Source organism: Pseudoxanthomonas sacheonensis (assembly GCF_031455975.1).
In the GTDB taxonomy this organism is placed as follows: domain Bacteria; phylum Pseudomonadota; class Gammaproteobacteria; order Xanthomonadales; family Xanthomonadaceae; genus Pseudoxanthomonas_A; species Pseudoxanthomonas_A sacheonensis_A.
The window spans coordinates 1,148,749-1,164,266 of record NZ_JAVDTT010000002.1; the positions used below are offsets into that span (position 1 = coordinate 1,148,749).

General features: G+C 64.4%; 7 protein-coding genes and 1 pseudogene. All 8 read left to right on the forward strand.

The genetic code is table 11. From position 1 onward, the window contains the following. Positions 1 to 200: 200 nt before the first annotated feature. Positions 201 to 296, forward strand: a pseudogene (locus J2W94_RS18195) (hypothetical protein); the annotation flags it as partial. A gap of 468 nt (positions 297 to 764) precedes the next feature. Then, a complete protein-coding gene (locus tag J2W94_RS12250; RefSeq protein WP_310093630.1) occupies positions 765 to 3,032 on the forward strand; it encodes a cellulase in 2,268 nt (755 codons plus the stop codon). After that, complete coding sequence (locus J2W94_RS12255; RefSeq protein WP_310093633.1) at positions 3,016 to 4,893, forward strand: glycoside hydrolase family 2 protein; 1,878 nt, start codon at positions 3,016 to 3,018, stop codon at positions 4,891 to 4,893. The genes J2W94_RS12250 and J2W94_RS12255 overlap by 17 nt, the downstream gene beginning before the upstream one ends. A gap of 29 nt (positions 4,894 to 4,922) precedes the next feature. Then, positions 4,923 to 6,824, forward strand: coding sequence for a sialate O-acetylesterase (locus tag J2W94_RS12260; RefSeq protein WP_310093753.1), 1,902 nt, complete (start codon positions 4,923 to 4,925; stop codon positions 6,822 to 6,824). Between the two features lie 16 nt (positions 6,825 to 6,840). Then, entirely contained in the window at positions 6,841 to 8,550 is a 1,710-nt protein-coding gene (locus J2W94_RS12265) for a DUF5597 domain-containing protein (protein WP_430540591.1), read from the forward strand. Between the two features lie 108 nt (positions 8,551 to 8,658). Further along, the gene (locus J2W94_RS12270; RefSeq protein WP_310093635.1) at positions 8,659 to 11,529 is read left to right on the forward strand and encodes a TIM-barrel domain-containing protein; all 2,871 of its coding nucleotides are present in this window, start codon (positions 8,659 to 8,661) and stop codon (positions 11,527 to 11,529) included. A gap of 1 nt (position 11,530) precedes the next feature. Continuing rightward, positions 11,531 to 13,903, forward strand: a complete 2,373-nt coding sequence (locus J2W94_RS12275) for a glycoside hydrolase family 95 protein (RefSeq protein WP_310093638.1) — start codon at positions 11,531 to 11,533, stop codon at positions 13,901 to 13,903. Next, on the forward strand, positions 13,900 to 15,396 hold the full coding sequence (gene xylB / locus J2W94_RS12280; RefSeq protein WP_310093640.1) for a xylulokinase: 1,497 nt from the start codon (positions 13,900 to 13,902) through the stop codon (positions 15,394 to 15,396). Before J2W94_RS12275 ends, xylB begins: the two co-directional genes overlap by 4 nt. Positions 15,397 to 15,518: the final 122 nt, after the last annotated feature.

Here is a 15,518-nt window from a genome sequence, read left to right on the forward strand (position 1 = left end):
CGACACGGCTGGGAGGGGAGGTGTTCCTCCCCTTCCTTCGCCAAACCGATGCCTCGCTGTTCGGGGAACACGCCACTCGCACCTCATGATGCGGCTGGCGTGCCCGGTTCTTCCGCGGCGCATCGCCGCCGGTCAGTTCGGACAGGTCTTCTCCCTATGGAGCAAGCGAACTATCGGGTTATCCGCGCGCGTGCTTACGCGATCTCTGGAAGCAACAAGACCTGGCGCCAAAAATGGGACGCCATACGACCATGGTCGAACCTCATGCGGTGGTCATGCTCGTTGTTCAGCCCTGACTGCGGTCCTGCTGAGGCCATGACCCGTGTGTGAAATGGTTTTCTCTCCATGCCTGCCGGCGCAACGTCCCACTCCAATCATGAGCGGCCGGATGTTCTCCGGTTTGCATGTACTCGTTTGCGAATCGAAGCAGCTCGATGATGCATTGCATCATTCGGTAATGACATAGGTCGCGGCGAATATTTCATTGGCATGGAATGTCACCGCCACCTATGCTGCGGGCAGCCTCAGGTATGCGCGTTTTTTGTTTGCTGGCGATACCAGCGACGCGTATTCCAATCGAGAAGAGGTCCGGAGGAGTCAGGCGAGGGGGCCCGCCAAAAGTATCGATCGGCGGGCCATTGTCGATTGGTCGGCGCCTAGAGCGATGGCGAAGATTCAGGCCTATGCAGCCGCGTCAGGCCAAGTCCATCACTACCGCTTGTACACACCCCTGTGCGTCACCTGTCCCCTGGAGATATTCACCGATGCATGGAATCCGTAATCGGCCTGCGCAGGCGACGCAGCGGAAGACCATGGTGTCGCGATGGTTTTCATTCTTTGCCGGTTCGCTGTTTGTGGGACTGTTCGCCTGTTTCGGCATCGCGCAGGCTTCATCGGCCGCTGAGATCGCCTACCGTTGGAACAACGTGGCCATCGGCGGCGGCGGCTTCGTCACCGGCCTGGTGTTCCATCCCGCCGAAAAGGGATTGGCGTACGCGCGTACCGATGTAGGCGGCGCCTATCGGTGGGATGCGGTGGACAAGCGCTGGATGGCGTTGACCGATTGGATCGGCGTCGAAGACGTCAATCTCACTGGTATCGAAAGCCTGGCGATTGACCCCTCCGATCCCGAACGCGTGTATCTCGCGGCCGGCACTTACACCAATCCGAAAGCCGGTAACGGCGCCATTCTGCGTTCGCAGGACCGTGGCCGCACGTTCGAGCGTGCCGACTTGCCCTTCAAACTGGGCGGCAACGAGCTCTCGCGCGGCAACGGCGAACGATTGGCGGTCGATCCCCACGATGGCCGCGTACTGTTTTTGGGCTCGCGCGGTCACGGACTGTGGCGCAGCGAGGACCATGGCGCGCGCTGGAAACAAGTGGAAAGCTTCCCCGCCATCGCCACTTCGCCAGCCGCCAGCGCACAAGGTTGGAACCGCACGCAACAGATCGGCATCGTATTCGTGACGTTCGAAGCCGCTAGCGGCAAGCCGGGCGCGCCCACGCCGACGCTCTATGCGGGCGTATCCACTCAGGAAACCAGTCTTTATCAGTCGGACGACGGTGGGCGCAGCTGGCACGCCGTGCCCGGCCAGCCTACCGGTTTACGGCCCAATCACATGGCGCGTGGCGGTGACGGTACCTATTACTTGAGTTATGCCGACTTGCCGGGTCCGGACAAGATGAGCAATGGCGCGGTCTGGAAGTACGTTCCCGCCACCGGTACCTGGACCGACATCACCCCAGTGCCGCAATCCACCGATACCCAGGGCGATGGTTTCGGTTGGGGCGCGGTGACCGTGGATCCGCAGAATCCGCAGGTACTACTGGCCAGCACCTTCACCCGTTACGGCCCGCACGACGATATTTTCCGTAGCACCGACAGCGGCGTCACCTGGCAGCCGCTGTTCCCGCGTTCGGATTTCGATCACAGCGTGTCGCGCTGGACGGTGGATCACACGCCGCACTGGATAGCCGACATCGAAATCAATCCGTTCAATTCCGACGAAGCGATGTTCGTGACCGGCTACGGCATCTGGGCCTCACGCAACCTGACCGCGTTCGACGACGGCAAGTCGAAGGTGAAGTGGTGGTTCAAGAACACCAATCTGGAAGAAACCGTACCGCTGGATCTGGTCAGCCCGCCGCAAGGCGCGCATCTGCTCAGCGCGGTCGGCGATATCGATGGTTTCCGTCACGACGATCTGGCGGTGCCGCCGTTGCAGTTCGTCGGCCCGCGCCTGACCAACGGCGAAAGCATCGCCTATGCCGGGCAGGCGCCGCAGATCGTGGTGCGCAGCGGCACGGTGCGCGATCGCAACAACAGCGAAGTGCGTGCGGCCTATTCGCTGGATGGCGGAAAAAGCTGGGAACTGTTCGCCAGCGAACCGCCGCAGGGCGAGGGCGCCGGACATATCACCATCGCCGCCGACGGCAAGCGCGTGATCTGGACGCCGTTGAAATCCGGCGCATGGATCACCGCCGATTTCGGCAAGCGCTGGCAGAAGGTCAAGGGCGTGCCGGATACGGCGTTGATCGAAGCCGACCAGGTGGACGAAGGCATCTATTACGGATTCGACGGCATCACCGGCAAGCTGTACGTCAGCGGCAACGGCGGCGTGGAATTCAAGGAGGCCCAGGGCGCGGTGGGCGAATTCGGCGACTGGTTCCGTCCCGAAGTGCATCCGGATCCGCTGCACAGCGGCGTGGTCTATCTCACCGCCTCCTGGCGCGGCTTGTTGCGCTGGTCGGCGGGCAAGCTGGAGCGGTTGCCCGGCGTGGAGAACGCGTATTCGCTGGGTTTGGGCAAACCGAAGGAGGGCAGCGACACGCCGGCGCTGTACCTGTTCGGACAGGTCGGCGGCAAGACCGGCCTTTACCGTTCTGACGACGACGGCCGCCACTGGGCGCGCATCGACGACGCCGCGCATCGCTACGGCAAGATCTATCGCGTCACCGGCGATCCGCGTCTGTACGGCCGGGTGTACTTCGCCACCGGCGGCCGGGGAATCGTGTATGGCGATCCGCGCTGACTCCGTCGGCTCGCATCTACGCCGGCTCGCGGTGGCATTGCTGGCCTGCGCGCCGTTGCTGGCCAATGCGCAGGGCTACGCACCACGTCCACAGGACCGCGTGAGTGAAGCGCAGAATCCCGCGCCCGTTGCGGCATCCGCGTCCACGCCGTTGACCAACTTGCCGGGTCGCGAACGACGCAGCCTCAACGGCAAATGGCAGGCGCTGGTGGACGGTTACGCAGACGGCATCGGCGAGTGGAAGGCGGTCTGGAAGGACCGTACCGCGACCGGCAAGACCCAGTTCTTCGAATACGGATTCGACGACAGCGTCACCCTGGATGTGCCGGGCGATTTCAATACGCAGCGGCCTGAACTGAACTGGCTGGAAGGTTCGGTGTGGTACCGGAAGACGTTCGAATACGACGCTGCTGCCGCTCGCCGCAAAGGGCGGCGCCTGTTCGTCCACTTCGGCGCCGCCAATTACCGCGCCGATGTGTTTCTCAATGGCGAGAAACTCGGCAGCCACGAAGGCGGATTCACCCCGTTCCAGTTCGAATTGACGGGGCGGGTGAAGCCCGGCGAGAACCGGTTGCTGGTGCACGTCAACAACGAACGCCGCAAGGACGGAATTCCCGCGAAGGGTTTCGACTGGTTCAACTACGGCGGGCTGACCCGCGACGTGGATCTGGTCGAAACACCGGGAACCTACATCCAGGACTATTCCCTGCAACTGGCGCCGGATTCGTTGCGGCGCGTCGACGGTTGGGTGCAACTGGCCGGCACCGCGCCGCGGCAGACGGTGCGCGTGCGCATTCCCGAACTGGGCGTGGAGGTGCGCGCCGAGGCCGGCGCCGACGGTCGCGCGCCGCTGCGTTTCGAGGCGCCGTTCGCATTGTGGTCGCCGACGCAGCCCAAGCTGTATCGCGTAGAGGTCTCCACGCCGGAAGAGTCGCTGCAGGAAGACATCGGTTTCCGCAGCATCGCCGTGCGCGGCGACGCGCTCCTGCTCAACGGCGAGCCGCTGTTCCTGCGCGGCGTCAATTTCCACGAAGAGATCGACGGCCGCCGCGCGCATTCCGAAGCGGACGCGCAGCGCCTGCTGGAGCAGGCGAAGCAACTGGGCGCCAATTTTGTGCGCCTGGCGCATTACCCGCACAACGAGCACCTGCTGCGCCTGGCCGATCGCATGGGCCTGCTGCTGTGGCAGGAAATCCCGGTCTACCAGGGCATCGACTTCGCCGCCGCCGGCATGCAGGCCAAGCTCGACGCGATGCTGGCGGAAATGATCGGTCGCGACCGCAACCGCGCCGCGGTCATCGTCTGGGGCATCGCCAACGAAACTTCGCCCGGGCCTGCGCGCAACGCAGCGCTCTCCGCGCTGGCGCAACAGGCGCGCCGGTTGGATCCGAGCCGGCTGATCAGCGCGGCGTTTTATGGGCCCGGTTTCGACGGCGGCACCTTGACCGTCTCCGATCCGTTGGTCGCAGCGCTGGATGTGGTCGGCATCAACGAATACTTCGGCTGGTACACGCCCTGGCCGGTCGAACCCGAGCAAGCCGTGTGGAAACCGTTCGGCAAGCCGCTGCTGATCACCGAATTCGGCGCCGAGGCGCGTTACGGCCATCACGGCGCGGACGATGTGGCCAGCGCCTGGAACGAGGAGTTCCAGGCCGAGTTCTATCGCAAACAACTGCGCATGCTGGCGCGGATTCCGTTCCTGCGCGGCGCGGCGCCGTGGGTGATGATGGACTTCCGCTCGCCGGTGCGGATGCATCCGTTCCAGTCCGGCTATAACCGCAAGGGGCTATTGTCCGAACGCCGTGAGCGCAAGCTGGCCTGGCAGGTAATTCACGACTATTACGCGGAGGTTGGACGGTGAAACGCACCCTTTTTATCGGGCTGGGACTGATGCTGCTGGCGACGCAGACCGTGCAGGCGAAGATCGCGCTGCCGTTGCTGTTTTCCGACGGCGCGGTGGTGCAGCGCGATCAGCCGTTGCCGATCTGGGGCTGGGCGACGCCGGGCGCGAGGATCGAAGTCGCACTCGATGGTCGCAACGCGAAAGCCACGGCTTCCGGCGATGGGGCGTGGCGGGTCGAACTGCCCGCGCACGCGGCGGGCGGACCTTATCTGTTGGAAATCCGTGAGAACGGCGGCGACGCGACGACCGTGCGCGATGTCCTGGTCGGCGATGTGTGGCTGGCGTCGGGCCAGTCGAATATGGAATGGCCGGTCGCCCAGGCCAAGGACGCGGAGCGGGAAATCGCAAGCGCAAGCGACTCGCGCATCCGCCATTTCAAAGTGCCCAAGTCGTGGTCGGGCCAGCCGCAAGCGCGCTTGACTGGCGGCCAATGGCAGGCTGCTTCGCCGCAGACCGTGGGTGCGTTCTCGGCGGTCGGCTATTTCTTCGCGCGCGAACTGCGGGCGAAGACGGGCGTGGCCATCGGCATCATCGACAGCACCTGGGGCGGCAGCCGCATCGAGGCTTGGACCAGTGCCGCCACGCAGGGACTGGATGCGCAGGCGATCGAGCGGCAGGCGCGTGAATTGGAAGCGCGCGATCAAAACGCTATGGCCGAGACCCATGCGCGCCTGGCGCGCTGGCCGCAGAAGGGTGTGGATACTTCGCGCTGGAATCGGGCCGATTTCGACGATCGCGACTGGGACCGCATCGCGGTGCCGGGTTTGTGGGAAGGCGGCGGCTACAACGGCATGGATGGCGAGGCCTGGTATCGCGCCAGCTTCACCCTGAGCGATGCCGAAGCCAAAGCCGGCGTCGTGTTAGGCATAGGCCGCATCGACGATTCCGACATCGCCTGGGTCAATGGCCAGCAGGTCGGCGAGACGCGTATGCAGTACAACCTGCCGCGCCAATATCCGGTGCCGTCGCAGGCGCTGCATGCGGGCGTCAATCAGATTGCGGTGCGGGTGCAGGATTTCGGCGGCGGCGGCGGTATTCATGGCGATGCCAGCGAAGTGTTCGTGCAACCGCAGGGCGCGGCGAAGCGTCCGTTGGACGGCGCATGGAAATTCCGCCCGGCGCAGGTGTCGGTGGCGATGGTCGACGACAAGAACCAATACCCCGCGCTGCTGTACAACCAGATGATCCGCCCCTTGCAGCCGTATCCGGTGCGCGGGACGATCTGGTATCAGGGCGAAGCCAACGCGACCGCAGCCGACGCCTATCGCTATCGCGATCAGTTCGCCGCAATGATCCAAGAATGGCGCGGCGACTGGAAACAGCCGGCCATGCCGTTCCTGTGGGTGCAGCTGGCCAATTTCATTTCCGGCGGGGATGTTGCTGGCGAAAGCGCCGGCGCCGGCAGTCCGTGGGCGCTGCTGCGCGAATCGCAGTCGCATACGCTCGCTTTGCCGGCGACCGCGCAGGCGGTGGCCATCGATATCGGCGATCCGAAAGACATCCATCCGCTCGACAAGCAGGAAGTCGGCCACCGTCTGGCGTTGGCTGCGCGCCATGTCGCTTATGGCGAATCGCTGGTGTACTCCGGGCCGGTGTATCGCGTGGCGCGATTCAAGGGCCGCGAAGCGCGGGTGGAGTTCGAGCCTTCCGCCAGCGCATTGGCGGTGCGCGGTGGCGGCGATGCCGCGCATGGTTTCGAACTGGCAGGCGCCGACCGCCGCTTCCATCCGGCCAGCGCCATCGTCAAGGGCAACACCATCGTCCTGACCAGCGCCGCGGTCGCGCAACCGCAGGCCGTGCGCTATGCGTGGCACGACAATCCCGAACAAGCCGATCTGATCAACCGCGACGGGCTGCCCGCATCGCCGTTCCGCAGCGATGCCTGGTGACAGGGAGAAGCCTACGATGACGACCCGAACCCCGAACGGCGCTGCTCCCGTCCGCTTATTGCGATCGATGGCAGTGATGGCGACGCTGGCGATCCTGGCAGCCTGCAAACCGGCGGCCGAGGCGCCGCAGGCGGCCGCGCCGGCCCCCGGCAAAGACGCGCCCAAAGTGGTGGAAACGCGCGGCGCCGAAGCCCCGATTCCGAAACTGGTGAGCGAGAACGGCCGTCACGCGCTGCTGGTGGATGGCGAACCCTTCCTGCTGCTGGGCGCGCAGGTCAACAACTCCAGCAACTATCCGGCCGCGTTGGAAAAGGTGTGGCCCGCCATCGACGTGCTGAAGCCCAACACGGTGATGGTGCCGATCGCCTGGGAGCAGGTCGAACCGCAGGAAGGCAAGTTCGATTTCTCCTTCGTCGACACTTTGCTGGCGCAGGCGCGCGAGCACGAGGTACGGCTGGTGCTGTTGTGGTTCGCCACCTGGAAGAACAACGGACCCAACTATGCGCCAGCCTGGGTCAAGCTGGACAACAAGCGTTTCCCGCGCGTAATCACCGCCGACGGCAGGACGCTGAACTCGCTGTCGCCGCATGCGCAGGCCACGCTGGACGCGGACCGCAAAGCCTTCGTCGCACTGATGACCCACCTGAAGGCCGCCGACCCGCAGCGCACCGTCATCATGGTGCAGCCGCAGAATGAGCCGGGCACGTACGGCAGCGTGCGCGATTTCTCGCCGCTGGCGCAGAAGGTGTTCGACGGCCCGGTGCCCGAGGTCCTGCTGAAGAAGCTGGGCAAGTCGCCCGGGACATGGAGGGAGGTGTTCGGTGCCGATGCCGACGAATTCTTCCACGCTTGGCATATCGCGCACTACATCGACCAGGTCGCCGAAGCGGGCAAAGCGGTCTACCCGCTGCCGATGTACATCAACGCCGCGCTGCGTGGGCCGTTCAACCCGGGCCAACCCGGTCAGTACGCGAGCGGTGGGCCAACCGATAACGTGTTGGACGTGTACAAGGCCGCCGCGCCGCACATCGACTTGCTGGCACCGGACATCTACATGCCCGAGTACACGCACTACACCACCGTGCTCGACCGTTATTCGCGGCCGGACAACCCGCTGTTCGTAGCCGAGACCGGCAACCGCGAGGAATACCCGCGCTACTTCTTCTCCGCGCTGGGCGAGCAGGCGATCGGCTGGGCACCGTTCGGCATCGACTATTCGCGCTATTCCAACTGGCCGCTCGGTGCAAAGCACTTGGACGAGGAGGCGCTGAAGTCGTTCGCGCTGAACTACGCCCTTGTACGACCGGCGGCGCGCGTGATCGCAAAGGCCAGCTTCGAAGGCAAGGTGCGCGGCACCGCGGAGCAGCCCGGCCAGCCGGTGCAGACGCTGAAGATAGACGAGCGTTGGAACATGGTGGTGACCTATGGCGTGCCGCAGTTCTGGTTCCAGGGCGAGCCGCCCGGCAACCCGGAGCCCGTCGGCCGTGCGCTGGTGGTGCAACTGGGACCGGACGAGTTCCTGGTCACCGGCGCGCACGCACGCATCAACATCACGGCCGCCGATCCGGCGGTAGCGGCGCGGCAGATTTATGATCGCGTCGAAGAAGGCACCTACGAGAACGGCGAATGGAAGTTCCGCCGGGTATGGAATGGCGATCAGACCGATTACGGGCTGAACTTCTCCAGTGCCGAGCAGATGCTGCGAGTGAAATTGGCGACGTATTGAGTTTTTGTATAGCGGAGCTCGCTCCGCCGAAGTTCCTGGAACCGAGCAAGCTCGGCTCTACAAGAATCCAGGGCCGAGCGAAATCGGCTCTACATGAGGAGTGAACCGATGCGTTACTTGATGGGGTTGACGATACCGCTGGCGCTGCTGCTATCGGCATGCGGTGGTGAGGCTGCGGGCGCCAAGAGCGGCGATGCCGCTTCGGCGGGCTACGAGAAGATCGAGGGCGGTGTGGTCGTGCGTCCCAGCACGGACGGAGCGGCCCCGGTCCGCTTGCAGGTGGTCAGCGACGGTGTGATCCGCGTCAGCGCCGATCCAGACGGCGATTTCGCCCGCTCGCCCAGCTTGATGCGCGTGGAAGACGCAGCGGCCAAGCCGCCGACGTTCCAAGTCGCCGAGCAGGACGGGCACGTGCGTCTGAGCACTGCCCGCGTCACCGCCGATGTGTCGCTCAGCAGCGGCCGCGTTTCGTTCTTCGATGCGGCTGGCAAGCCCGTGTTGTCGGAAGTCGAAGGCGGCCGCAGCTTTGCGCCGCTGGAAGTGGAAGGCAAGCCCTACCTCAGCGTCCGCCAGCGTTTCGAATCGCCCGACGACGAAGCCATTTATGGCTTCGGCCAGCACCAGCAAGGCTGGATGAACCAGAAAGGCCACGATGTAGAACTGCTGCAGCACAACGTGGACATGGCGGTGCCGTTCCTGGTCTCCAGTCGCAACTACGGCCTGTTGTGGGACAACAACTCGATCACCCGCCTGGGCGATCCGCGCGGCCTGCAGCCGCTGCCGAAGAGCCTGAAGCTGTACGACGCCAAGGGCGAGGAAGGCGCACTGACCGCGCGCTATTCGGTCGACGGCGTGCAGAAGATCGAGCGCCGCGAGGCCGAGGTGAACTACCAGTACATCAAGGACCTGGCCAAGTTCCCGGCCGAAGCCAAGAGCAAGACCCAGCCTATGCAGGTAACCTGGGAGGGCGAGATCGAAGCGCTTAGCGCCGGCCGCCACACCTTCTCGCTGTACTCCAGCGAGTACGCCAAGCTGTGGATCGACGGCAAGCCGATCATCGACCGCTGGCGCCAGAACTGGAACCCGTGGCACCACGAGTTCGCGCTGGAACTGCAGCCGGGCCAGCGCCACAAGCTGAAGATCGAGTGGAAACTGATCGATCCCAGCTACATCGCCTTGCTGCATCGTGATCCCTTGCCTGCCGCCGAAGCCAAGGACTTGTCGCTGTGGTCCGAAGCCGGACAGATGGTCGACTACTACTTCGTTGCCGGCGGCTCAGCCGACCAAGTCATCGCCGGCTATCGCGAGCTGACCGGCAAAGCGGTGCTGTTGCCGAAATGGGCCTACGGATTCTGGCAGAGCCGCGAGCGCTACAAGACGCAGGACGAGCTGGTCGGCGCGCTGGCCGAATACCGCAAGCGCCAGCTGCCCATCGACAACATCGTGCTCGACTGGTCGTACTGGCCGGAAGACGCCTGGGGTTCGCACGATTTCGATAAGAAAAACTTTCCCGATCCGGACGGCATGGTCAAGCAGGTCCACGACCTGCACGCGCAGATCATGATTTCGGTGTGGCCCAAGTTCTATCCCACTACCGCCAACTACAAGGAACTCGACGCCGCCGGCTTCATGTACAAGCGCAATGTGGAAGTGGGCGAGAAGGACTGGATCGGCGCGGGCTATCTGAACTCGTTCTACGACCCGTATTCTGAGAAGGCGCAGGCCATCTACTGGCGGCAGATCAACGAGAAGCTCAACAGCAAGGGCTTCGACGCCTGGTGGCTGGACGCGGACGAGCCGGATCTGCATTCCAACCTCGACATCGGCGAGCGCAAGGCGCGCACCACGCCGACCGCGGTGGGCCCGTCCACCGAGTTCTTCAATTCCTACCCGCTGCCGCACACGCAGGGCGTCTACCGCGGCGACCGTGCGGCCGATCCGGACAAGCGCGTGTTCATCCTGTCGCGCAAAGGCTATGCCGGTACCCAGCGCAATGCGGTAGCGGTATGGAGCGGCGATATCGTTTCGCGCTGGGACGACATGCGCGATCAGATTTCCGCCGGCGTCAACCTGTCAATGTCGGGCCTGCCGAACTGGACCTTCGATATCGGCGGCTTCGCGGTGGAGAAGCGCTACGAGAACCAGGATCCGGCGCATCTGCCGGAATGGCGCGAACTCAACACCCGCTGGTACCAGTTCGGCGCGTTCGTGCCGCTGTTCCGCTCGCATGGCCAGTTCCCGTACCGCGAGATCTGGAACATCGCGCCGGAAGGCACGCCGTACTACTCCAGCATGGCCTACTACAACCGCCTGCGTTACACGTTGCTGCCCTACGTCTACACGCTGGCCGGCGACACCTACCATCGCGACGGCAGCATGATGCGCAGCCTGGCGATGGATTTCCCGGGCGACGCCAAGGTCCGCGACATCAACGACCAGTATCTGTTCGGGCCCGCATTCCTGGTGGCTCCGGTGACCGCGTTCAAGGCCACGCAGCGTCCGGTCTACCTGCCGGCCGGTAGCGTCTGGTACGACTTCTATACCGGCCAGCGCCATGAAGGCGGACAAACCTTGCAGGCCGCCGCACCGCTGGAACGCATGCCGTTGTTCGTGCGTGCCGGCGCAATCGTGCCGACCGGTCCGGTGCAGCAGTACGTGGACGAGAAGAAGGACGCGCCGCTCACCGTGGTGGTCTATACCGGCGCCGACGGCGAATTCTCGCTGTACGAAGACGATGGCAAGGGTTATGGCTACGAGAAGGGCGAGTTCAGCCGCATTCCGCTTAAGTGGAATGAAAAGACCGGCGAACTGAGCATCGGTGCGCGCCAGGGATCGTACCCCGGCATGCAGGCCAAGCGCGAAGTCCGCGTGCGCTGGATCAGCGGTCCGCGCGCCGACGCCGGTACGCTGGAACCCGCCACCGATGCCACCGTGCAGTACGACGGCAAGGCGATCAACGTGAAGCAAGCGAAGAAGTAACGTGAGCATCGATCCTACCCGGCGCGAATTGTTCAAGGCGGTGGGCGCGGGACTCGCGCTCGCCGGCTTGGCGCCATCGGCGGTGAGGGCGGCCACGCCCTCACCGGCATGGGATAGCCTCGGTGAGGACGCGCTAAAACTGTGGTATCGCCGACCGGCAACGCGATGGGTCGAGGCGTTGCCGTTGGGAAACGGGCGCCTCGGCGCGATGGTGTGGGGGGGCATCGGACACGAACGCCTGCAGCTCAACGAAGACACGCTGTACGCGGGCGGCCCTTACGAAGCCGACACATCCGGCGCGTTGGAAGCATTGCCGGAAGTGCGCCGGCTGATCTTCGCCGGCGAATATGCGCAGGCCGAAGCGTTGGCCAACGCCAAGATGATGGCGCGACCGCTCAAGCAGATGCCGTATCAGCCGCTGGCCGATCTGGTGCTGGATTTCCGCGATATTCCGGACACCACCGATTATCGTCGCGAACTCGATCTGGATACGGCGATCGCGCGCACGCAGTTCAAAACCTGGAAAACGGCGCACACGCGCGAAGCCTTCGTTTCGCCGGTCGATCAGTGCATCGTGATGCGCCTGTCGACCGACCGTCCCGGCGGCATCAACCTGCGGATATCGCTGGACAGCGATCAGCAGACCGAAGTGGCGGTCGACGATGGCGCACTGCTGCTGCGCGGCCGCAACTCTACGCGCCATGGCGTCGAGGGCCGGTTGAAGTTCGCGACCAGGGTGCGCGCCATTCCGCGCGGCGGCTCGTTGAATGCGCGCGACGGCCGCATCGAGATCGAAGCTGCGGACGAGGTCGTGCTGCTGATTACCGCCGCCACCAGCTACCGTCGCTACGACGATGTCGGCGGGGATCCCGAGGCGATCACCCTGCGGCAACTTGCCGCCGCGCAGCAGCGCGGTTTCGAAGATCTGCGCGCAGCCCACTTAGCCGAGCACCAGCGCCTGTTCCGCCGTGTCGCCATCGACCTGGGGCGCTCCGATGCGGCGCAGTTGCCTACCGACGAACGCGTCGAGCACTTCGCCAATGGCGGCGATCCGGCGCTGGCCGCGCTCTACCACCAGTTCGGACGCTATCTGCTGATCTCCAGTTCGCGTCCGGGTTCGCAGCCGGCCAACCTGCAGGGCATCTGGAACGATCTGATGGATCCGCCGTGGGAAAGCAAATACACGATCAACATCAACACGGAAATGAACTATTGGCCCAGCGAGGCCAATGCGTTGCCCGAATGCGTGGAACCGCTGGAGGGCATGCTGTTCGATCTGGCGGAGAAGGGCGCGCGCCGGGCCAAGGAAATGTACGGTGCTCCAGGTTGGGTGGTGCACCACAACACCGACCTGTGGCGGCAAACCGGACCCATCGACGGCGCGCAGTGGGGCCTGTGGCCGATGGGCGGCGCCTGGCTGCTGCAGCAATTGTGGGACCGCTGGGACTACGGCCGCGATGAGGCTTATCTGGGAAAGATCTATCCGCTGTTCAAGGGCGCGGCCGAATTCTTCGCCGCCACTTTGGTGCGCGATCCCGCCACCGGCGAAATGGTCACCAATCCGTCGATCTCGCCTGAGAATATTCATCCGAAAGGCGCGTCTATTTGCGCTGGACCGGCGATGGATTCGCAACTGCTGCGCGATCTGTTCGCACAGTGCATCCAGGCCGCCGGCCTCCTGGGCGTGGATGCCGGTTTCGCGCAACAGCTGAAGCAGTTGCGTGAGCAGTTGCCGCTCGATCGCGTCGGCAAAGCGGGCCAGTTGCAGGAATGGCGCGAAGATTGGGACATGCAAGTGCCGGAGATCCATCACCGCCACGTTTCGCATCTTTACGCGTTGCACCCGAGTTCGCAGATCAACCTGCGCGATACGCCGAAACTCGCTGCGGCCGCGAAGCGATCGCTGGAAATCCGCGGCGACGATGCCACCGGCTGGGGCATCGGCTGGCGCTTGAATCTATGGGCGCGGCTGGGAGACGGCGAGCACGCGTTGGAGATCCTGCGCATGCTGCTGGCTCCGCAGCGGACCTATCCGAACCTGTTCGACGCCCATCCGCCGTTCCAGATCGACGGCAACTTCGGCGGCACCGCCGGCATCACCGAAATGCTGTTGCAGAGTTGGGGCGGTTCGATCTTCCTGCTGCCGGCGCTGCCGAAGGCGTGGAAAGCGGGATCCGTGCGTGGTCTTAAAGTGCGTGGCGCCGCCGGCATCGATCTGTCGTGGAAAGAGGGTCGTCTGAGCGCGGCTACGCTCAGCAGCGTGCGCGGCGGTCATTACAACGTGGTATTGGGAGAACAGAGTCTGGATATCGAATTAGAAGCGGGTCAATCGCGACGCATACGCCTGCAAGACGGCAAGCTGGTGGCGGCATGAGCCTGTTGTACGCCGGCATCGACGCGGGAACCCAGAGCATCAAGCTCCTCGTCTACGACGCGGACTCCGGGCAAGTCGTGGCGACTACCAGCGCGCCGCTCGAGCTGATCAGCGGCGAAGACGGCAGCCGCGAGCAGCTGGCCTCGTGGTGGATCGAGGGCGTGCACGCCTGCTTCGCGCAACTGGATGCGTCGGTCCGCGCGTCCATCGTCGCCATCGGCGTCTCCGGACAACAACATGGTTTCGTGCCGCTGGGTCGCGATGGCGAGGTGCTGGCGCCGGTCAAGCTGTGGTGCGATACCAGCAGCGCGCGCGAGTGCGGACAGATCATGCAAGCGCTCGGCGGAGAGCAGCGCTGCATCGAGATCGCGGGCAATCCCATCCTGCCCGGCTATACCGCCTCCAAGCTGCCGTGGACGCGCCAGCATCGTCCCGAGGTCTATCGCGATCTGGCGACCATCCTGCTGCCGCACGATTATCTCAACTTCTACCTCACCGGCGAGCGCTTCACCGAGGTCGGCGATGCCTCGGGCACCGGTTGGCTCGATGTGCGCACGCGTCAGTGGTCGCCGGAACTGCTGGCCGCCATCGATCCCGATCGCGATCTTTCGCCGTGCTTGCCGCCGCTGGTCGAACTGGGCGCCACCTTCGCGATCCTGCCTGCGATCGCCGACGCGCTCGGACTGCCGCACGCGATTCGCATCGCAGTCGGCGGCGGCGACAATATGATGGCGGCCATCGGTACCGGCTGCGTGGTGCCAGGTCGTCTGTCGATGAGCCTGGGCACTTCCGGAACCCTGTTCGCCTACTCCGACACGCCCGTGATCGACCCAGCGGGCTCATGGGCCGCGTTCTGTTCCTCGTCCGGCGGCTGGTTGCCGTTGATCTGCACCATGAACTGCACAGTTGCTACTGAAACCATCGCCCGCTTATTCGGCTTCAACGTCGGCCAAGGCGAAGCCATGATCGACGAAACCCGTCCCGGCGCTGGTGGCCTGACCTTGCTGCCTTTCTTCAATGGCGAGCGCACGCCGAATCTACCCGATGCCCGTGCCGCCATGCTGGGCATGGACCTGCTCAATGCCACGCCTGGCAACTGCTATCGTGCGGCGATGGAAGGCGCGACTTACACCTTGAAGTACGGCTACGACGCATTCGCCGCGGCGGGTCTGGATTTCGAGGCCATCGTGCTGACGGGTGGCGGCGCGAACAGCAAAGCTTGGCGTCAAATGATCGCCGATGTCTTCGATCTGCCGGTGGAAGTCCCTCGGCAGACCGAAGGCGCCGCGTTCGGCGCCGCGCTGCAGGCGTTATGGGCCCATCTGCACGGAGGCGGGGACAGCATCACCTTGCCCGAACTGGTGGCGCAGCATGCTGCTGTAGATCCATCGCTTTCAACCCGCCCCGATCCTGCGCGCGTCGGCGAATACCGGACGCACTACGCGCGTTTCCTGCAACACCTTAATGCCGTGCGCACGCTGTACGCGGCGTAGCACGCACACAACACAACGGAAGACAGATCATGAACAAGTCCCCATTCATCGGCAGCAAAGAATATTTCCCCGGTATCGGCCGGATTCCCTTCGAAGGCAAAGGCTCGGACAATCCGCTGGCC

Coding starts and splice junctions, on each gene's coding strand:
- J2W94_RS12250 (WP_310093630.1), top strand. CDS start 765: ATGCATGGAATCCGTAATCGGCCTGCGCAGGCGACGCAGCGGAAGACC.
- J2W94_RS12255 (WP_310093633.1), top strand. CDS start 3,016: ATGGCGATCCGCGCTGACTCCGTCGGCTCGCATCTACGCCGGCTCGCG.
- J2W94_RS12260 (WP_310093753.1), top strand. CDS start 4,923: ATGCTGCTGGCGACGCAGACCGTGCAGGCGAAGATCGCGCTGCCGTTG.
- J2W94_RS12265 (WP_430540591.1), top strand. CDS start 6,841: ATGACGACCCGAACCCCGAACGGCGCTGCTCCCGTCCGCTTATTGCGA.
- J2W94_RS12270 (WP_310093635.1), top strand. CDS start 8,659: ATGCGTTACTTGATGGGGTTGACGATACCGCTGGCGCTGCTGCTATCG.
- xylB (WP_310093640.1), top strand. CDS start 13,900: ATGAGCCTGTTGTACGCCGGCATCGACGCGGGAACCCAGAGCATCAAG.